Source organism: Candidatus Bartonella washoeensis Sb944nv (assembly GCF_000278135.1).
Classification (GTDB): domain Bacteria; phylum Pseudomonadota; class Alphaproteobacteria; order Rhizobiales; family Rhizobiaceae; genus Bartonella; species Bartonella washoeensis.
In genome coordinates this window covers 78767-100130 of record NZ_JH725022.1, presented here as the reverse complement: position 1 = coordinate 100130, position 21364 = coordinate 78767, and the positions used below count along the sequence as shown (strand labels likewise).

Here is a 21364-nt window from a genome sequence, read left to right as displayed (position 1 = left end):
CTATGCGTGATATGATGAGTATGATGAAAAAAGCCAAAGAAGTGCAAGAAAAAATGCAGCAAATTCAAGAAGAAATAGCGAATTTGCAAGTGACTGGCATTGCCGGCGGTGGACTTGTCAGCGTCACCTTAAACGGTAAGAATACCATAACCGCAATCAAAATTGATCCTTCACTCCTCAAACCTGAGGAAACTGAAATTCTTGAAGATCTCATTATGGCAGCCTATAATGAAGCCAAAACAAAAATTCAAATGGCTATGGAAGAAAAAACCAAAAGCATGACAGCAGGGCTGCCACTCCCATCAGGTTTCAAACTTCCGTTCTAACGAACTGGATTTTATTTAATCCCTTGGAACAAGAGTATGTCTAAACACATCGCAGGACCTGAGATTGAGCGTCTCATTCAGCTTTTAGCGCGGATACCAGGTCTTGGGCCACGTTCGGCACGCCGTGCTGCACTTCACCTCATCAAAAAAAAGGAAACATTGCTTGAACCTTTAGGAGCAGCAATACAAGCAGCTGTAGAAAAAGTCTGCATTTGTTCTATTTGTGGAAATGTAGATACAACGAATCCTTGTTCAATTTGTACAGATCCTCGCCGCGATGATACAACAATTATTGTTGTTGAAGATATTGCTGATCTTTGGGCTCTTGAACGTGCCAGAACTTTAGCTGCACGTTATCATGTATTAGGCGGAAGACTCTCCCCATTAGATGGGATAGGACCTGATGAACTCAACATCACCTCCTTAATACAGCGCGTTTTACAAAATCAAATTACAGAGATTATCTTAGCCGTGAATGCTACAGTTGAAGGACAAACAACAGCTCACTACATCACTGATCAACTCACTAATTGTTCAGTTAAAATTACTCGGCTTGCCCATGGAGTGCCCGTGGGGGGTGAACTCGATTATCTTGATGATGGAACCTTGGCTGCAGCCTTACAAGCAAGGACTAATCTTTAAAACTCGCTTCTAATGCCTGTTATCACTTCCTATCTGCTATTGCTGCTTTATTTATGGGGGAATATTAAAATGCTAAAGAAAAAGCTTTCACTTTTGAACAATTTTGGACCGGGTACCTAGTATGTCTGCTCATATCCGGCTTAGCTTATGGTTTAGAAGTTCTAGAAAAACAACTTTTTTCAGAGCCGTGGTTCGAAAGCCTTGTTTTGGCAATCCTCTTAGGATCTATTATCCGTAGCTGTTTTAATCTGCCGAAATATTTTCAAGAAGGTATAACCTTTTGTGCAAAGACACTTCTTGAAATTGCTATTGTTCTTCTAGGAGCAAGCATTAGCATCCATACAGTTCTTTCAGCCGGTTGGAATTTGCTTGCTAGCATTGTATTCGTTATATTTATAACTATCCTCATCAGTTTCGTTCTAGGCAGACTTTTTGGACTTTCTGCAAATTTAGCAATGCTGGTCGCTTGTGGGAATGCCATTTGTGGCAATTCAGCTATTGTTGCAACTGCTCCTGTTATCCATGCAAAGCATGAAGATGTAGCAGCATCAATTGCCTTTACTGCCCTTTTAGGAGTTCTAATTATTTTACTTCTCCCTTTTTTACATCCGCTTTTGAATTTGTCATTTAGCCAATACGGTGTGCTTGCAGGCATGGTTGTTTATGCTGTACCACAGGTTTTAGTAGCAACAGCATCTGTTTCTTTTGTGAGTGTTCAAATTGCAACAATTGTCAAATTGGTGCGGGTTTTAATGTTAGGTCCTGTTATTTTTAGCCTGTCAATCATCTATCGCCAAACGGCACACACACATTTTCGTTTACACACCCTCGTCCCATGGTTTATCATAGGTTTCATTATCATGATGCTTATTCGTTCAAGCGAGCTTATTCCTGAAACGGCTATAAACCCGATCAAATTTATTGCTCAATTGTTTACAGTTATTTCAATGGCAGCTTTAGGATTAGGTGTTGACATCCGCTCATTTAAAAAAGCAGGAAGGCGCGTTATTTTAGCTGCAACTTCCTCCATCCTCTTTCTCAGTGCTTGCAGCCTTATCATGATAAAATTGATTGATCTGAACCATATAACATTTTGAAAAATATGCTCTCAAATTGGTTTTTCAATTACTTTTTTAATACACAGTTGCTTGTAACTGAGCAGCGTAGTATTAAAATGCTTAGTGCATCAAAAAAAAACTCTGTTCTCATCAAAAGGAAGTTTTTACAAAGAGTTCATGGAATAAACTCTTATTGGAAAAAAGACATGTGATCTCATGATTTCTTCCCTTCAAATGGTTGTTGCTTACTTTTTTCTTTCAACAAAACATAATGAAAGGTAAATAAATGCTTCCGCATTTAATAAGAAAAAGATATTACATTTTTGCAAAAAAACTCTATCTCACTGGAGGTATCTTTTTCGTGTAAACGAAAAAGATACCGCGCAAAAACATATTGAATATTGGTTGCACATAAAAAATAATTCAAAAAACAGCGTGTTTTATAAGTTTTATAACTTTCTTAAATTATTGCAAAATGCATTAACAAAATAAAAAACAGTAAAAAATACAGCAGGCCTTTTGTTTATCATATTATTCAACTACAATATTCTTATGCTTATCCTTGCCATAGACACCGCTTCAATCTATTGCGCTGTTGCGCTCATTCGTCATAAATCCATCATTGCACGCATCAGCGAACGCATGAACAAAGGGCACGCAGAAAAACTTATTGGACATATTGCACAAGTAATCGACCAAGCCAATATTACTCTTGATCAAGTTGATCGTATTGCTGTCAATATTGGACCTGGATCATTCACCGGTGTGCGTGTAGGCGTTTCAACAGCAAGAGCTTTAGCGCTAGCGCTGGAAATACCAGCTGTTGGCATAAGCGCACTTGAAGCATTGGCAGTACAGGCGGCAGATAAAAATACTACGTTAGCAATCACTGTTGTCATTGAAGCCGGTAGAGATATGTTCTACCATCAGAATTTTAACCAAGATCTCACCCCTTTAGGAGCACCTGGCTTAAAAACAATTGAAAATATCATTGAAGATTTACCACAACAAACAAGACTAACCGGTCCAGCAGCTAATATCGTTGCACTGTATATTAAAAACAATCAGATCAACAAAAAAGCTGTACTAGATCAAATCTTATGCGAAGCGGCTGATATTGTAAGTTATGCTCACCTTGCTGCAAGCAAACAACCACAAGAACGCCCCTCTCCGCTCTATTTACGTAATGCTGATGTTAAACAACAAACCGGTTTTGCTTTACCAAGAAAAAAATAATGTCCAAATTTTCATTAACAAAAAAGCGTTTTTGGATTGCTCCACTACAAGCAAATGACAGTGCTTCCCTTTCTCAAATTCATCAGCATTGTTTTATCCCTTCTTGGAAAAAACAAACATTTGATCATTTCTTACAAGATCACTCTATCTTCGGATACAAAGCCTCTCTTATTGGGCAACCTGATCAAATCTTAGGCTTTTGTCTATGCCGTCTTATTCTTGATGAAGCAGAAATCATCACAATTGCTGTCCAACCTCATTGTCGTCGACAAGGAATTGGCCATCTGCTTATCGATAGTACACTTCGCTATCTTCAGCACAAACACGCTATAAAACTCTTCCTAGAAGTAGAAGAAACTAATCTTTCTGCTTTAAACCTTTACCAATGTTTCGAATTTCAAAAAATTTCTAAACGCCCCGCCTACTATCAATCAAAAAACAGCCGCATAGATGCAATCATCATGCAAAAAACTTTTAAGCAAACAGATTGAGATTTGCGTCAAAAACATTTAGATATGCGCTATGAATAAAAATCCTAAAAATACGCCCCCTGTTGCTCCTAAAAAGGTTTTTATCAAAACCTATGGGTGTCAAATGAATGTTTATGACAGCCAACGAATGACTGATAGTCTCAGTTCACAAGGTTATGTCGCTACACAAACACCAAATGATGCCGATCTTATTCTTGTCAATACCTGTCACATCCGTGAAAAAGCAGCAGAAAAACTCTATTCTGATCTTGGTCGCTTGCGCATAATGCGTCAAGAACGTACAGCTGATAATCCCTTGATGATTGCCGTAACAGGTTGTGTTGCACAAGCGGAAGGACGTGAAATTTTGCGTCGTGCACCAACAGTGGATCTTGTCATTGGACCACAGATGTATCACCGCTTGCCAGACTTGTTAGAACAAACCAAACAGGGGAAAAAAATTGTCGCAACAGATTATGCTGTTGAGGATAAATTTGCGCATTTGCCACCTCATAATAAACGTGCCGTAAGAAAACGAGGCGTTAGCGCGTTTTTAACAGTACAGGAAGGCTGTGATAAATTTTGCACTTTTTGTGTTGTTCCCTACACACGGGGTAGTGAAATATCGCGATCTGTCGAGCAAATTACCGAAGAAGCCCGCCAACTCATTGAAGCTGGTGTCAAAGAGATTACCCTCCTTGGACAAAATGTCAACGGTTGGCACGGGCAAAGTGCTAACGGTAAAACTTGGCGTCTTGGTGATCTTCTCTATCATCTCGCTAAACTGGATGGTTTAAAGCGTCTCCGTTACACAACTAGCCACCCACGTGATATGGATGACAGCCTTATTGCTGCACACCGAGATCTTGACATATTAATGCCTTATCTGCATCTCCCTGTCCAATCAGGTTCGGATCGCATCTTAAAAGCAATGAACCGTCAACATAAAAGCGTTCATTATCTTCATCTTATCGAAAAAATTCGTACCGCACGACCCGATATTGCTTTTTCAGGCGATTTTATTGTAGGATTTCCAGGAGAAACAGATGAAGATTTTGAAGAGACTATTAAACTTATTAAGCAAGTGCAATACAGCTCAGCCTATTCTTTCAAGTATTCTCCTCGGCCTGGAACAATTGGTGCAACAATGAAAAATCATGTTGATGAAGCTGTGAAAGATGCTCGGCTTCAACATTTACAAATCCTTCTCCTTGAACAGCAAAATGCATTTTTGCGCTCCAAAATTGGTCAAACAACCGATGTTCTCATTGAAAAAGCTGGACGTCATTCTGGGCAAATGGTAGGTCGTTCACCTTGGCTTTTGCCTGTTGTAGTGGATACAGAGGCTTGTACAGGAACCGTAATACCAATTCATATAAAAAATGCGAGCTCAAACAGTTTTGTCGGCGAAACAACAAATGTATAATATATTTCTGAAATCTTGTTCAAAAAATAAATTTTAGAAAATTTTTTTATTTTTGAAAAAAATGATCACACTTCAAATTTACACTCTATACAAAGAATGGTTGTTTTTTATAAAATTTACTCAGAAAAGTTTGCAAAACTTTGTAGATATGGGAGAATAGGTTGAAAGATTCAACCGAAAAAATAAAGCGCGTTAAAGAGGAAATAAGTATTTTCCCTGAGAATAATATTATCTCAGAAAAAGAAAATGCATCCGATGTTAATCACATTGTTTTAATTTTTGAAAATAATAGATATGCGAAAGCAGTATTTGGTAAATTCGACGAAAATCTTGCTTATATCGAAGAAAAGCTTGGACTTAGTATCCATCCACGCGGCAATGAAGTTTTAATCCATGGCAAAACTACTGCCACAAAGCACGCGCAATATGTGTTACAGCAGCTTTATGAACGTGTTAAAACACACCAAGAGCTCACTTTATCGGATATAGAAGGAGCGATTGCCATGGCAAATTTGCCACATAAACAGCAAGAATTGTTAACCGCAAACCAACCTGCAACAAAATATATACCAGCACGGTTGAGTACCCATAAAAAAACAATCCATGCACGGACACCGACACAAGCTGCTTACATACACGCAATGGAACGCACTGAACTTGTTTTTGGTATAGGACCAGCAGGAACAGGCAAAACATATCTTGCTGTTGCTCATGCTGCAATGCTTTTAGAACGTGGTATCATTGAACGAATTATCCTCTCACGTCCGGCTGTTGAAGCTGGCGAACATCTTGGTTTTCTTCCCGGTGACCTCAAAGAAAAAGTCGACCCATATTTACGTCCACTTTATGATGCTCTCTATGATATGATGCCCGTCGAAAAAGTAGAACGCATTTTAGCCTCTGGTGTCATCGAAATTGCTCCTCTTGCTTTCATGCGCGGACGAACACTTACTCATGCAGCTATTATTCTTGATGAAGCACAAAATACTACACCCATGCAAATGAAAATGTTCCTCACACGTCTTGGAGAAGGAGCACGCATGATTGTTACCGGTGATGTAAGCCAAATTGATTTGCCTGCGGGACAAAAATCAGGTTTAATCGAAGCAATACGCATTCTTTCCAATGTAGAAAATATTGCAATTATTCGTTTTAATGAAAAAGATGTTGTGCGCCATCCTCTTGTTACCGCTATTGTGCGTGCTTATGATCGTGATTCTGGGGCACAAAATAAGGAAATACCACCTTCATATGGTGCACCCCAAAAGCGAATTTGATTTGTCATGATTACTATTGATATAACTGTTGAGAGCACGGGGTGGAATGATGAAAAAATGCTTTATAATATCACTGAAAAAGCATTAAAAACAACAATGCATCATGTTTCATTAGAAAATGTTATAAGCGAAATTAGTTTGCTTTTTACGGATGACAAACATATGGCAAAGATCAATGCGCTATGGCGCAATAAAAATAAACCCACAAATGTATTATCTTTTCCTGCTTTGCCTCTTAAAGCTGGAGATCGTCCTGGGCCGATGCTTGGTGACATCATTATTGCACGAGAAACCGTTGTTCTTGAAGCAGAGAAAGAAGGAAAATCATTTCAGGACCACTTAACGCATATGATCGTCCATGGTGTCCTCCATCTTCTTGGCTATAATCATGAAACAGATGATGAAGCGCACCACATGGAAAAGCTTGAAAGAGAAATTCTTCAAAAGCTTTCTATAAAGGATCCCTATGCTGAATTATCTTAACAAATATCACAATCATATAATTTAAAGCACCTTATGCCTCTATTATAATAAAAAAAGTCTAGAAAATCTCAAAACCATGGCAAACAAAGTAAATGCACAAAATAACAGTCAAACATCTTCTAATATTGAAGAACATCCCTCTCAAAGAACAAATCACACGGAAAAAAATTCTCTGATAAATCATTTATTTTCGTTCTTACGTGGCCGTAATTATACCTCACTGCGCGATGATCTTACCGTTGCTCTCACTGCTGACAATGAAAAGGACACTGCCCTCTTCTCACCTGAAGAACGTACTATGCTCAATAACATCTTACGCTTGCGTGAAGCACGCGTTGATGATGTCATGATTCCACGTTCTGAAATCCAGGCATTAGAAATAAATACCCCTCTTGGAGAAGCTCTTCAATGTTTTGCAAAAATTGGTCATTCTCGCATCCCCGTTTATGCTGAAACCTTAGATGATCCGAGGGGAATGATCCATATCCGCGATATCCTTAATTATATAACGCGCTTTATTATACAATCAGTCCAGACAGAGCAAACATCGAATGCACTGCAGTTAAACCATGCAGATTTACATACTCCAATCGGTGAGTTGGACCTGATTCGAACAGTTCTCTTCGTTCCTAGCTCCATGCTTGCAAGAAAATTACTGACACGAATGCAAGCCACACGTACACAAATGGCTTTAGTCATTGATGAACATGGTGGAACAGATGGTTTAGTTTCTATGGAAGACATTGTCGAATTAGTTGTTGGTGATATCGAAGATGAACATGATAATGTCAACAATGCTATCGTACGTGAACCCAATAATAAATGGCTCGTTGATGCAAGAACCGAACTAGAAGATGTGGAAAAAGCTCTTGGTCCAGATTTTATCGTAGGAGAATATGGGGATGAAGTCGATACTATTGGTGGTTTGATTGTCTCCATTCTTGATCGCATTCCTGCAAAAGGTGAAATCGTTGAAGCGGTACCAGGCTATCGATTCCGTATTTTAGAAGCTGATAAACGTCGGATTAAGCGATTACGCATTTTTCGTATCTCGGAGAATGAAAATTTTAAATAAAATGTCATCTCCAAAGAATAGCCGAGTGTTTTTAAACAGTTTCATACTTTTCTTGCTTTCCACTACTGGTTGGCAACGGCAAGCAGTGCTATTTGTGTGTGGTGCGTTTACATCTTTTGCGCTTCCACCCTTTTATTTAACACCTCTCTGTTTTTTAACCTTTCCCATCTTTATTGTTTTACTTGATACAATAAATACCATCCAAAACAATAAAAAACGCCTTCTGACCTATGCTTTAAGCTATGGAGCCTTTGGCTTCGGTTATTTTATTTGCGGCCTTTGGTGGCTGTGCAATGCTTTGTTGACAGATCCAGCTGCTTTTGGTTGGGCAGTGCCATTTGCTATTTTGGGCCCTCCCATCTACCTTTCTCTTTACTGGTTTTTTGCTGGGTTTATTGGCGGTATGTTATGGACAAAGGGAATAGCACGCTTTTTTGTTCTAGCTTTTGCGCTGGGATTAGCAGAATTGTTGCGCGCAATTTTGTTCACAGGCTTTCCGTGGAATGCTCTTGGCTATACAGCTATGCCAACCCCTATGCTCATGCAATCTGATGCACTCGTAGGACTTTACGGAATGAATATTCTTACCGTCTTAGCCTACAGTTTACCAGCTGTTTTATTAACCGATGAAAAAAAGAAATCCGCACTTTTTCTTTGCTTAGCACTTATATTACTTCACAGTGGTTTTGGGTTTTATCGTCTTAATAGCGCGCCTAACATAGCTGATTACAAAAAAAATAGTTATTGGGTGCGCATTATTCAACCTTCTATCCAACAAAACATAAAATTGAGTAATACTACACGAGAAGCTATATTTACAGCTCATACGGAACTAACTGCGACATCCACAGCGGATCAGAATCCAGAACCCGACTTTATCATATGGCCCGAAGCATCCATTCCTTACCTTCTCGATGATAACTCTGATATCACAATGCGCATTGCATCTCTTCTTAAGCCCAAACAATGGGCTATTATTGGCGCTATACGTGCTAGTAATGATCCTGCCAATGCACAAACCCACTATTTTAACACAATTGCAGTCATTAACGCTAAGGGTGATATTTTAAACACTTCTGATAAACTTCACCTAGTTCCCTTTGGTGAATATCTTCCCTATCAGAATCTATTGAAAAAAATTGGACTGCATATCCTTGCTGATAATATTGGAGGATATAGTGCTGCAAGTGTGCGCAAAACTGTCATGATGCCAAACGGTTTTTCTTATCTTCCGCTGATTTGCTATGAAGTAATATTTCCCAATGAAATGACTTTTAAAGGCGCCTCTCCTCAAGCAATCATTAATGTTACAAATGATGCATGGTTTGGCGTAACACCCGGACCATACCAACATCTTCAACAAGCACAGCTTCGTGCAGTTGAATTGGGAATTCCCCTCATACGAGCAGCTAATAATGGGATATCCACTGTCATTGATTCTTATGGACGAATCATTGTAGCTCTCCAGCAAGATGCTGTTGGCATTATTGATTCACCGATCCCATCATCTATTTCCCCTATAGGAAGCAATGAATACAGAATATTCTCTACTTTCATCTTATTTATTCTTATGCTACTGTGCCGCGTTTGTTTTGGTTCTACAAAACAGCTTAAATGATCGAACGCCCATTTATGGTATCATGTTATATATACCACTAGCGTTGGGAAAAAGTGTTAAATATTATTTTATTGTATAATAAATCAACATCACATAAATCTGATGTTGATTTGGAAGCGAATTGTTGAAAATTTAAAGAGTTGCATTATGACCGAAACTAGAAAAAAACCCGATCCCATAGATATCTATGTCGGAACCCGTATTCGTCTACGTCGTAATATTTTAGGACTCACCCAAGAAAAATTGGGAGAAAAACTAGGCATCACTTTCCAACAAATTCAGAAATATGAAAAAGGTACAAACCGTATTGGTGCAAGTCGTCTTCAAGCTATTGCAGAAATTATGGATGTACCTGTTTCTTATTTTTTTGATAAAGGTCTTAATACCGAACATGTGGAAGGCTTTGCTGAAAGCGATAACAATTTTATGGACTTTTGCTCTAGCAGTGAGGGAATCCAACTTATGCGCGCTTTCACTAATATATCTGATGCTAGAGTGCGTCGAAAAATCATTGATTTAGCAAAAGCACTTTCTGAAGAAGATCTGAAAAACAAGCTATAAATTAAAAATATATTCTTTCTCTCACTCATCTCATAAATCAGCATTGACGATTTGTCATGGGATTGGCAAATAAAGGCGACTTTAATAGAGTGTTGGTTTTCTTTTTTGAAGGAGTTCCTATGCCGCATCAAGATTATCTTTTTACGAGTGAATCAGTATCGGAAGGACACCCTGACAAAATTTGCGATCGTATTTCCGATGAAATCGTTGATATGATCTATAAAGAAGCTCAGAAAACTGGTACTGATCCATGGTTAGTACGAATCGCTTGCGAAACTTTAGTAAGTGTAAATCGTGTTGTTATTGCCGGTGAGGTACGTGTTCCTGATACTCTCTTAAAAAAAGATAAAAATAAGCAATTTATCTATGATGACGCTGGTTTCCCATGCATTAATCCTACCCGTTTTCGTACAGCAGCGCGCCGTGCTATTCGTGCAATTGGTTATGAACAAGTGGGCTTCCATTGGAAAACCGTTAAAATTGATGTTCTTTTGCGCCCCCAATCAGCTGATATTGCACGAGGAGTTGACAACGCTGCGGATCGACATGGTGAAGAAGGTGCAGGCGATCAGGGTATTATGTTTGGATATGCTTGCCGTGAAACACCAGATCTCATGCCCGCGCCAATTTATTATGCACATAAAATTCTAAAACTTCTTGCCAAAGCCCGCCATAAAAAAGAGGGAGAAACCGGGAAATTAGGACCAGATGCTAAAAGCCAAATAACAATACGATATAAAAACGGAAAACCTATAGAAGTAACATCCATTGTTCTTTCAACACAGCATTTAGATGAGAGTTGGGATTCCAATAAAGTCCGTTCAGTGGTTGAGCCTTATATTCGTCAAGCTTTGCATGATATTCCTATTTCGGATCAATGTAGTTGGTACATTAATCCAACAGGAAAATTCGTTATTGGTGGACCTCAAAGCGATGCAGGACTAACGGGGCGCAAAATTATTGTTGATACTTATGGAGGCGCAGCACCCCATGGGGGAGGAGCTTTTTCAGGCAAAGATACAACAAAAGTTGATCGTTCTGCAGCTTATGCTGCACGCTATCTGGCTAAGAATATTGTTGCAGCTGATTTAGCAGAACGATGCACCATTCAACTCTCCTATGCAATTGGCGTTGCACAACCCTTATCTATTTATCTTAATCTGCATGGAACGGGGAAAGTGGATGAAAGTATTATTGAAGCAGCAATCCGCAAAATAATGGACCTTTCACCGACAGGCATCCGAAAACATCTTAACCTCAACAAACCGATTTATGCAAAAACAGCCGCTTATGGTCATTTTGGACGTGAACCAAAGCATGATGGTTCGTTTTCATGGGAAAAAACCGACCTCATTAAAACACTTCAAACAGTGATTAAAATACCATGATTGTAAAAAACGCGCGTACATGTGAAGCCTTTTTTGGTCGCCGGTATGGAAAACGGTTACGCAATAGTCAGCTTACGCGTATAAAAATACTTCTCCCAACTCTTAACATTGATTTAAATAATTCTGCACCTTTAGACCTAAAGTCCTTATTTTCTAGGAAAGTAAGAGAAGTGCGACTTGAAATTGGCTTTGGCGGAGGTGAACACTTGCTCCATGCAATGAAACATTTTCCACAAACCGGTTTTATCGGTGTAGAACCCTTCATTAATGGCATGGCAAAAATGTTAATGTCTCTTGAACAACATCAACAGCATCACAATCATCTTCGCCTCTACGATGATGATGCTACACACCTCCTTGATTGGCTCCCAAATGCATCACTTGATGGAATAGACCTCTTCTATCCTGATCCATGGCCTAAAAAAAAGCATTGGAAACGGCGCTTCATCAACATAAAAAATCTTAACCGTTTCGCTCGCGTTCTTAAAACAGGCAAAAAATTTCGCTTTGCTAGCGATATAGAGAGTTATGTAAATTGGACCCTATATCATTGTACACACCATCACAGCTTTGAGTGGGAAGCAGAAAATCCTAAGGATTGGAAAACACCTTATCCGCTATGGCTAAGCACCCGCTATGAAGCAAAAGCTCTCCGCGAAGGGCGAATACCTGCCTATCTTACTTTTATTAAAAAATAAATGATAAAACGCTTTTATATAAACAACTTGAAAAACTTTGAATTTAAGAGTATCAATGGGTAAATTCTTGATCTTATGATGAGGAGTGGGCCATCTGGACCCGCTCTTTTTTATGTCATAAAATTGATGAAGCTAACTTGGATAAAGTGTATGAGCGAAACTGAAAGAATGAGTGATATTGATGAACCGCGTCTATTTGAAGAGAACGGCATCGAAGCACATGTTGCTGCTCTTGTTACGCCATTGCTTAAACCTTTAGGTTTTCGTTTGGTTCGCGTAAAACTCCTTGGCTTAAATGGTTTAACGCTTCAGATTATGGCCGAACGCGTTGATGGCTCTATGACAATAGAAGATTGTGAAACTGTTAGTCGAACTGTTTCTCCCCTTCTTGATGTACAAAATGTTATTGAACGCAAATATCATTTAGAAATTTCATCTCCTGGAATTGATCGTCCATTGGTAAGAAAATCTGATTTTTTTCATTGGCAAGGGCATATTGCAAAAATTGAAACTAAAATAACAATTGATGGACGCCGAAAATTTCGTGGAACACTCGCAAATATTACGCAAGATGGCTTTACCTTAAACACCGATAAAGCGGCCTATGGAGAAGCCCTGTATGTTCCTATTCCTTTTAATGACATCATCGATGCGCATTTGGTGCTTACTGATGAACTTATTCGCGATGCGTTGAAGAAAAATAAAGATTTAAGTCAACAATTCATTCCAGAAGATAATCTTAACGTCTCAAAAAAGGCGCGAAATTACAAGAATTAATATCACTGGGATAATGCCCATCGTGTGGCACAAAGAAGGAGAAAATCGATGGCTACAAGCGCTAACAGGCTTGAAATACTGCAAATTGCAGATGCTGTTGCACGTGAAAAGTCGATTGACCGTGAAATTGTCATTTCTGCAATGGCCGATGCTATTCAGAAAGCGGCGCGTTCTCGTTATGGTCAAGAAACCAATATCCGTGCTGAGATCAATTCAAAAACAGGTGAAATTAAATTACAACGTCTGCTTAAAATTGTTGATGTCGTTGAAGATTATACATCTGAAATTACTTTATCTGATGCACTCAAACGTCAAGCGGACGCCAAAATTGGTGATTTTTTTTCCGACCTTTTGCCTCCTATGGATTTTGGACGCATCGCAGCGCAATCTGCTAAACAGGTTATTGTACAAAAAGTACGCGATGCAGAACGTGATCAACAATACGAAGAATTCAAAAATAAAATTGGTGAAATTATTTCCGGTACGGTAAAACGTGTGGAATATGGCAATGTTATTGTCGATCTAGGACGTGGTGAAGCTATTGTACGACGTGATGAATTAATTCCACGTGAATCCTTCCGCTATGGAGATCGTATTCGTGCGTTTGTTAATGATGTGCACCGCGAACCAAGAGGTCCGCAAATTTTCCTTTCACGCACGCATCCTCAATTTATGGTAAAGCTTTTTACCATGGAAGTGCCAGAAATCTATGATGGTATTATAGAAATTAAGTCTGTTGCCCGCGATCCAGGTTCACGTGCTAAAATTGCTGTTGTCTCACGCGATGGTTCAATTGATCCCGTTGGAGCCTGTGTTGGGATGAGAGGAAGTCGTGTTCAAGCCGTTGTTGCAGAATTACAAGGCGAAAAAATTGATATTATTCCTTGGTCACCTGATGCTGCGACATTTATTGTCAATGCACTCCAACCTGCTGAAGTTTCTAAAGTAGTCCTCGATGAAGATGCAGAACGTATCGAAGTCGTTGTACCTGATGACCAGCTCAGTCTCGCTATTGGTCGACGTGGGCAAAATGTTCGCTTAGCTTCACAACTAACAGGATGGAATATTGATATCTTAACGGAAAAGGAAGAATCTGAAAACCGTCAAAAAGAATTTACTGAACGCAGCAAGCTGTTTATGGAATCTTTAGATGTTGACGAAATGATCGGGCAGGTTATGGCATCAGAGGGCTTTTCCTCCATCGAGGAAATTGCCTATATTAATCTTGAAGAAATCGCTTCCATTGATGGTTTTGATCATGAAACTGCTGCTGAAATCCAAAACCGTGCGCGTGAATATCTAGAACAAAAAGAGAAAGAACTTGATGAAAAACGTAAAAAACTCGGTGTTTCTGATGAATTGCGAATACTTCCTGGAATGACAAATGCTATGTTGGTAGCTATTGGCGAAGATGGTGTAAAAACAATAGAGGATTTTGCAGGCTATGCAGTCGACGATTTGGTTGGCTGGAGAGAGCGTAAAGAAGGTCAAACACAGAGTTTTTCTGGTATTCTAACCTCGTTTGATATTACACGAGCTGATGCAGAAGCTATGGTTTTAGCTGCACGCGTGCGAGCAGGTTGGATAGACAAGGCTGATCTTATTACAGAAAATCCTGCAAAAAGTGAAAATTTTGCAGAAAATGAAAAAATAGATAATTTGAATGTGGATACACTTTAAATGAATGAACGGACCTGCATTGTGACAAGAAAAAATGCTTCAGCAAAAACGCTGATCCGTTTTGTTATTGGTCCCAATAATCAAATTGTCCCTGACCTTAAATCCAATCTGCCTGGGCGTGGCGTCTGGGTCTCTTCCCGCCGCTCTGCTATTGAGGAAGCGATCAGACAGAAAGCTTTTAACAAAAGTTTTAAAACAGATGTTGAGGTTGCATCAAATCTTGCGCATATTGTGGATACACTTTTGCTAAAATCTGCTCTTGGAAGTCTTTCCATGGCGCGAAAAGCAGGCGCCGTTGTCATGGGAGCAACCAAAGTTGATGCTGCTATACGCTCTGGTCAAGTCGTCCTGGTGCTGCATGCCAAAGAAGCTACAAAAAATGGGAAACAAAAAATTTCACAAGCTATTCATACAATACAGAAAAAAACAAATCAGAACATAAAAATTACATCTTTATTTACAAGTGATGAAATGAGTGTAGCTTTTGGAGCTAATCTTGTGATGCATGCTGGTTTATTAAATACGAAGGCTGCAGAAGCATTTCTCAAAACATTACATAAGCTGATCACCTACCGTGATGATAAGTACAGTAAGCCTGGTGAGATGACGGCACAAGCCGTGAAGGAAATACAATGAGTGAGAATAATAACGACAAAATAACAGTCAAGAGGACACTGACTTTAAAACGGTCAGCCCTAGAAACTAGCACGGTCAAGCAAAATTTTAGCCATGGCCGTACAAAGGCTGTCGTCGTCGAAACCAAGCGGCGCAAAATTACGCGGCCTGATGAAAAAGTTGAAATATCACAGCCAATTACTAAACCACATGTGGCTCCTCAACGCTCTAAACCACGCTTCGAAGAAACTAAGCCAAGTGAACCTGTGGCTAAAAGCAATCTTTCATCAGCTGAAATGGAAGCTAGACTTCGTGCGTTAGAAGAAGCTCATATCCAAGAAAGAATAGCGCGTAAACAAGCCGAAGAACAAGCAAAACGCGCTAAAGAGCTTGAAGAAAGCTTGCGGCAGACAATTCAAGAAACTGAAACACATCAAGAAGAAAAAAACCAAAATCTTACGGTACAAACTCCACCTCTTCCCCCTGTTCACTCCCAGATAGAAATGATAGATATTCCTATCACGCCTAAAAATATAACTGTAAATGAAAAACGCAAAACAGATGATAAAGATGATGATCGGCATAACCGACGCGCTACCCCTGCTAAATCAGAAGTGCGTGCACCAAAAGTTGTAAAAGGTGCCGATGAACGACGTCGTGGAAAGCTAACTCTCAATAGTGCATTGGACGAAGAAGGAAGCGCACGTGGGCGTTCAATGGCTGCAATGCGCCGCAGGCAGGAAAAATTTAAACGTGCACAAAACCAAGAACCAAAAGAAAAAATTTCTCGTGAGGTTATTCTTCCTGAAACCATCACCATTCAAGAACTCGCACAGCGCATGACTGAACGTTCCGTTGATGTGATTAAATTTCTGATGAAACAGGGACAAATGATGAAACCCGGAGACGTTATTGACGCAGATGTTGCTGAGCTTATCGCTGTTGAATTCGGCCATACTGTTAAACGTGTTTTGGAATCTGATGTGGAAGAAGGCATCTTTAATATAATTGATAATCCTGAAAAAATGCAGCAACGTCCACCAGTTGTAACAATTATGGGCCATGTTGACCATGGAAAAACTTCTCTTCTCGATGCTATTCGAAAAGCGAATGTTGTTTCTAGTGAAGCGGGGGGTATTACACAGCATATTGGTGCTTATCAAGTAGAACACAACAGTCAAAAAATTACCTTTATTGATACACCTGGACACGCCGCCTTCACAGCTATGCGTGCTCGTGGAGCCCGTGTTACGGATATTGCCATTCTAGTTGTAGCCGCTGATGATAGTGTTATGCCGCAAACAATTGAATCAATTAATCATGCTAAAGCTGCTGGTGTACCCATTATTGTCGCGATCAATAAAATTGATAAACCAGCTGCTGATCCCCAAAAAGTACGCACGGAACTTTTGCAACACGAAGTTTTTGTTGAAACTATGGGTGGAGAAACTTTGGAAGTCGAAGTTTCTGCTAAAACCGGACAAAATCTTGATAAACTTCTCGAAGCTATTCTCCTTCAAGCTGAAATTCTTGATCTAAAAGCAGATCCCAAACGAACTGCAGAAGGTGTTGTTATTGAAGCAAAACTAGATCGAGGTCGTGGATCTGTTGCAACTGTTCTTGTGCAAAAAGGCACATTGCATCCTTCTGATATTATTGTTGCCGGCAATGAATGGGGCCGCGTACGCGCTTTGATTGATGACCATGGACGTCATATTAAAGAAGCACTCCCCTCTACACCCATCGAAATTTTGGGCATGCAAGGAACACCACAAGCTGGTGACCGTTTTGCTGTTGTCACGCATGAAGCAAAGGCACGAGAAATTTCTGAATATCGTCAACGATTAGCACGTGATAAAGCTGTAGCTCGCCAAACTAGTTCTCGCGGTTCTCTTGAACAGATGATGACAAAATTACAAACTACAGGTGTGAAAGAGTTTCCCCTTATTATTAAAGGAGATGTTCAAGGATCTATTGAAGCAATCGCCTCAGCATTAGAAAAACTAGGAAATGAAGAGGTACGTGCACGCATTGTGCATTCTGGTGCTGGAGGTATTACTGAAAGTGATATTTCTCTTGCTGAAGCTTCCAACTCTGCTGTAATTGGCTTTAATGTTAGAGCCAACAAACAAGCACGTGATTGTGCTAAAATACAAGGAATTGAAATTCGCTATTATAACATCATTTATGATCTCGTTGATGATATAAAAGCTGCTATGTCAGGATTGCTCTCACCAGAGCAGCGTGAAACTTTCCTTGGTAACGCCGAAATCTTGGAAGTCTTTAACATTACAAAAATTGGGAAAGTTGCTGGATGCCGTGTTACAGAAGGTAAAATAGAAAGAGGAGCAGGTGTCCGCCTTATCCGTGATAATATTGTCATTCATGAAGGAAAACTTAAAACACTCAAGCGCTTCAAGGATGAAGTCAATGAAGTGCAAAGTGGTCAAGAATGTGGAATAGCATTCGAAAACTATGAAGATATGCGTGCAGGAGATATTATTGAAATTTTCCGAGTGGAACATATTAATCGCACATTATAAAATACTCCAATGCCTTTACTCTTTCGTAAAATGAGAAAAGTTAGTAGGATTTATAGGCAGTTATTCTTTCTTATCCCTTAAAGTGGTAAAGGAAAGAGGAATTGGAAAAAGGTTAAAGCTTTCATGAAAAATGCAAATCCATCACAACGACAATTAAGAGTCGGAGAGCAAGTGCGCCACGCGGTAGCCCATATATTGCAGCGAGATATTTTAATTGACGATGTTCTGAAGAATATTATGATTTCTGTCTCTGAAGTACGCATGTCACCAGATTTGAAAATTGCCACCTGTTTTGTTTCTCCTCTCACCATTCTTAATAACGCTTCTCATGATGATGTTGTTAATGTCCTTAATAAATATAGCCGCTTTATCCGTGGAGAAATAAGTCATTCGTTGCGACAAATAAAATATATGCCTGAACTGCGTTTTCGTCTTGATAGCAGTTTTGATAATTTTTCAAAAATTGATGCCCTACTCCGCTCTCCTGAAGTAGCACGCGATCTCAGCCGTACTGATAAACATGAGGATTAAAAAACATGACACGGCAACGCAAAAAAAGAGGCCGTTCTGTTTCTGGCTGGGTCATATTTGATAAACCAAAAGGAATGGGATCAACAGAAGCTGTCTCACAAATCAAATGGCTTTTTCATGCACAAAAAGCAGGACATGCAGGTACGCTTGATCCACTTGCCTCTGGTATCCTGCCAATTGCATTAGGCGAAGCAACCAAAACTGTTCCCTATGTCATGAAAGGTAAAAAAACCTATCGTTTTAACGTTGTTTGGGGAGAAGAGCGCTCCACAGATGATCTAGAAGGTGAAATAACAAAGACATCTCTCAAACGTCCAACTCAACAAGAGATACTTGCCCTCCTCCCTAAATATACGGGTGTTATTTTGCAAACACCCCCGCAATTTTCGGCAATCAAAATTGCTGGTAACCGCGCCTACGATCTAGCGCGTGAAGGTAAATTTATTGACATTCCGGCACGCCAAGTGGAAATAGAAACTTTCAAATTGATCGAAAGCACCACCAAAGAGCATTCTATCTTTGAAATAACCTGCGGAAAAGGAACCTATGTGCGCTCCTTAGCACGTGATATGGGTCGTGATCTCGGCTGTTATGGGTATATTGGTGACTTAAGGCGTATCGCAGTAGCGCCTTTTTGTGAAGATGATCTCGTTACATGGGATGAGCTAAAAGCAATGATATTAGATAAAAGTACAATAAATGAAAATAGCGCTCTTTCGCAAAAAAAATTCACAATGCTTGATGAACTCTTAATTGAAACAGTTGCTGCTCTGGATTGTCTCTCTCATTATCCCCTTAGTGAAATCCAAGCACAGCAGGTCATGAGGGGAAATTCAGTATTCCTCCGTAATCACAATGCACTCATTGATGAAGATGAAGTTTGTGTAACCTACAAAAGTCAACTTCTTGCTATAGGTATTCTTGATAAAAACCAATTCAAGCCAAAGCGGATTTTCACAATTTAATTAATATATTTTTCTCACGAAAGCTTCTTGTGGAAAAATATTTTCCTATATCGATAAAGAAAACGAAACTATCCTGATTTCTCTATATTTGCACTCTTGACATCAAGGTAACTGGTCAGCAGAAGGCTTTAGATGCATCTCACTAGCGTGCGGTATCGTCTGCCGTTCAATCATACGATGTACTCTTATACCGTTAGGTGCACGATTTAAGTGACGCAGAAGCTGATTCACCTCTGCATCTGCTTTTATGCGGCGGTGATTATGACGTAAATAATCTACCCATGTTGGCATATGATAAGCTTCTGTCCAATATTCAGGCCTTTCAAGATCGCGTAAGAGAACCCATTGGCGAGCACCATCACGCAAACGAATATGGCGACGACGTGTCATCACTTTGAGAAACTCTTCGAGATCATTTTCATGAATTTGATAATCGATCATAATCATGATCGGACCACTTTGCGCTTTTAAATCTAGCAAAAGCTCTGGTTCTCTGAAATGATCAAGAGGATCGAGATCTATCTGGGGAATTTCTTGAATTCTAAATTTTATCCCCGCAAAGGCTCCCAAAATTAGAAATAGAGAACAAATACTCAAAGCAATTGTTGGAGAATAACCATCAGCCAGCCCTCCCCAAATTGCACTTCCTATAGCCATTCCTCCATAAGATGCCGTTTGATAAAGGGCTAAAGCACGTGCAACAACCCAGCGCGGTGTAGAAAGTTGTACAGATGTATTAAACAACGACAACGCCAAAACCCAACATAAACCTGCAGGAAATAAGGCAAGATGACTTACAATCAGTGAACGGCTGATTGCTAAAAAAAAGCAGGAAAAGGCAAAACCAATAAATGCACTTGCAATAATCGTCTCTAAACGAAAATAATGCCGTACAGATGAATTAATAATACCAGCTGTCATTGCTCCCAAACCAAAACAACCGAGCAATGTACCATAAAGAAGTGCACTTCCTTCTAGAACTTTATGTACAACAATTGGTAAGAGTGCCAAAATCGAAATCGCCCCAATACCAAAAAGGAACGCTCTCACCATAATATTAAGAAGATTAGGCGACATCGCAACATAACGCAAACCATCTGCAACAGCTCCTAAAAGTCTCTCCCGTGGCAATGTATTATTTTCACGGCTCTGTTTCCATAAAAACAAAGCACTAATTAAAGGAATATAACTTATTGCATTAAACAAAAAAGCTGCGGCTGCACCCAAACTAGCAATGACAGCACCACCAATAGCAGGACCTACACTCCGCATCAAATTAAAACCAACACTGTTCAGACTAACGGCCGCAGGAATATTGTCCCTGCTCACAATGTCTCCTATCGTTGCTTGCCAAGAAGGATTATAAAATGCAGTTCCACACCCAATCAAAAACGTAAAGCATAACAAAATCCAAGGTGTTAGCCCCCCCACATAAGCTAAAACAGCCAAGCTCATTGATATAACCATCATCATAATCTGCGCACACAACATAATTTGACGCCGATTAAAATTATCAGCTAATGCCCCTGCCATCAGAGAAAAGATAACAAGTGGTAATGTTGTAGCACTTTGAACAAGCCCAACCATGGAATGCGAGGAACTAATCAACGCCATTAACCAACCTGCCCCTACAGCCTGTATGAGCCCGCCTAAATTAGAAACGAGAGTAGATGTCCATAAATTTCGAAATACCGAATTACGAAAAAGCTCTAATATTGAAATACTCTGCATCTTTTGCCTCCAAATCGGTATTCTATCGCTTTTATTCCACACACACTCTGTAAAAAAGCAATTTTTGTATCAAAAGGATGCATAATTCTTTAAAAATTTTCCATAAAAGATCCATAAAATCAATCTTTCAAAATCCAACCCTTTATTGAAGAAGCTCTTCAAGATGTTTTCAAGGGCTAGTATTTTAACCTTCTTTCCTATATAAGTGCCAGAGTAAGTAAGAGTCTCTGACTCTTCTTGTTCTATAACAGACCCTTGCTGAAC

The 21364-nt window shown here is 39.6% G+C and carries 19 protein-coding genes and 1 pseudogene; 19 read left to right on the top strand and 1 reads right to left on the bottom strand.

The features are described from left to right. Nucleotides 1-2 precede the first annotated feature (2 nt). From MCQ_RS00410 to truB, 19 genes and pseudogenes are all read left to right on the top strand, one after another. Complete coding sequence (locus MCQ_RS00410; RefSeq protein WP_006922860.1) at nt 3-326, top strand: YbaB/EbfC family nucleoid-associated protein; 324 nt, start codon at nt 3-5, stop codon at nt 324-326. Between the two features lie 36 nt (nt 327-362). Further along, the gene (gene recR / locus MCQ_RS00405) at nt 363-968 is read left to right on the top strand and encodes a recombination mediator RecR (protein ID WP_006922859.1); all 606 of its coding nucleotides are present in this window, start codon (nt 363-365) and stop codon (nt 966-968) included. A 69-nt stretch (nt 969-1037) separates the two neighbouring features. Continuing rightward, a pseudogene (locus MCQ_RS00400) lies at nt 1038-2065 on the top strand (YeiH family protein). 513 nt (nt 2066-2578) lie between these two features. Continuing rightward, entirely contained in the window at nt 2579-3262 is a 684-nt protein-coding gene (gene tsaB / locus MCQ_RS00395; protein ID WP_006922857.1) for a tRNA (adenosine(37)-N6)-threonylcarbamoyltransferase complex dimerization subunit type 1 TsaB, read from the top strand. Beyond that, nucleotides 3262-3753 carry a ribosomal protein S18-alanine N-acetyltransferase gene (gene rimI, locus MCQ_RS00390; RefSeq protein ID WP_006922856.1) on the top strand — a complete coding sequence of 164 codons (492 nt, stop codon included), beginning with the start codon at nt 3262-3264 and terminating at the stop codon, nt 3751-3753. Before tsaB ends, rimI begins: the two co-directional genes overlap by 1 nt. A gap of 31 nt (nt 3754-3784) precedes the next feature. Then, entirely contained in the window at nt 3785-5158 is a 1374-nt protein-coding gene (gene miaB, locus MCQ_RS00385) for a tRNA (N6-isopentenyl adenosine(37)-C2)-methylthiotransferase MiaB (protein WP_006922855.1), read from the top strand. 161 nt (nt 5159-5319) lie between these two features. Then, entirely contained in the window at nt 5320-6435 is a 1116-nt protein-coding gene (locus tag MCQ_RS00380) for a PhoH family protein (protein ID WP_006922854.1), read from the top strand. A gap of 6 nt (nt 6436-6441) precedes the next feature. Further along, nucleotides 6442-6918, top strand: coding sequence for an rRNA maturation RNase YbeY (ybeY, locus tag MCQ_RS00375; protein WP_006922853.1), 477 nt, complete (start codon nt 6442-6444; stop codon nt 6916-6918). 76 nt (nt 6919-6994) lie between these two features. Beyond that, the gene (locus tag MCQ_RS00370) at nt 6995-7993 is read left to right on the top strand and encodes a hemolysin family protein (RefSeq protein WP_006922852.1); all 999 of its coding nucleotides are present in this window, start codon (nt 6995-6997) and stop codon (nt 7991-7993) included. Continuing rightward, nucleotides 7977-9611 carry an apolipoprotein N-acyltransferase gene (gene lnt / locus MCQ_RS00365; protein ID WP_006922851.1) on the top strand — a complete coding sequence of 545 codons (1635 nt, stop codon included), beginning with the start codon at nt 7977-7979 and terminating at the stop codon, nt 9609-9611. Before MCQ_RS00370 ends, lnt begins: the two co-directional genes overlap by 17 nt. 147 nt (nt 9612-9758) lie before the next feature. After that, on the top strand, nt 9759-10172 hold the full coding sequence (locus tag MCQ_RS00360) for a helix-turn-helix domain-containing protein (protein ID WP_006922850.1): 414 nt from the start codon (nt 9759-9761) through the stop codon (nt 10170-10172). Between the two features lie 119 nt (nt 10173-10291). Continuing rightward, nucleotides 10292-11560, top strand: a complete 1269-nt coding sequence (gene metK / locus MCQ_RS00355) for a methionine adenosyltransferase (RefSeq protein ID WP_006922849.1) — start codon at nt 10292-10294, stop codon at nt 11558-11560. Beyond that, the gene (locus MCQ_RS00350; protein ID WP_006922848.1) at nt 11557-12258 is read left to right on the top strand and encodes a tRNA (guanine(46)-N(7))-methyltransferase TrmB; all 702 of its coding nucleotides are present in this window, start codon (nt 11557-11559) and stop codon (nt 12256-12258) included. Before metK ends, MCQ_RS00350 begins: the two co-directional genes overlap by 4 nt. A gap of 126 nt (nt 12259-12384) precedes the next feature. After that, the gene (rimP, locus tag MCQ_RS00345) at nt 12385-13035 is read left to right on the top strand and encodes a ribosome maturation factor RimP (protein WP_035007756.1); all 651 of its coding nucleotides are present in this window, start codon (nt 12385-12387) and stop codon (nt 13033-13035) included. Between the two features lie 48 nt (nt 13036-13083). After that, nucleotides 13084-14715: a transcription termination factor NusA gene (nusA, locus tag MCQ_RS00340; RefSeq protein WP_006922846.1), complete on the top strand. Its 1632-nt coding sequence runs from the start codon at nt 13084-13086 to the stop codon at nt 14713-14715. Next, nucleotides 14716-15351: an RNA-binding protein gene (locus tag MCQ_RS00335; RefSeq protein ID WP_006922845.1), complete on the top strand. Its 636-nt coding sequence runs from the start codon at nt 14716-14718 to the stop codon at nt 15349-15351. After that, entirely contained in the window at nt 15348-17873 is a 2526-nt protein-coding gene (gene infB / locus MCQ_RS00330; RefSeq protein WP_006922844.1) for a translation initiation factor IF-2, read from the top strand. The genes MCQ_RS00335 and infB overlap by 4 nt, the downstream gene beginning before the upstream one ends. Nucleotides 17874-17996: 123 nt before the next feature. Then, nucleotides 17997-18404 (top strand): 30S ribosome-binding factor RbfA, encoded by a 408-nt coding sequence (gene rbfA, locus MCQ_RS00325; protein WP_006922843.1) that lies wholly within the window; start codon nt 17997-17999, stop codon nt 18402-18404. 5 nt (nt 18405-18409) lie between these two features. Next, nucleotides 18410-19369 carry a tRNA pseudouridine(55) synthase TruB gene (truB, locus tag MCQ_RS00320; RefSeq protein ID WP_006922842.1) on the top strand — a complete coding sequence of 320 codons (960 nt, stop codon included), beginning with the start codon at nt 18410-18412 and terminating at the stop codon, nt 19367-19369. 102 nt (nt 19370-19471) lie between these two features. Here the strand turns inward: truB and MCQ_RS00315 are convergent, their stop codons facing one another. Beyond that, the gene (locus MCQ_RS00315) at nt 19472-21100 is read right to left on the bottom strand and encodes an MFS transporter (RefSeq protein WP_006922841.1); all 1629 of its coding nucleotides are present in this window, start codon (nt 21098-21100) and stop codon (nt 19472-19474) included. Between the last annotated feature and the right edge of the window lie 264 nt (nt 21101-21364).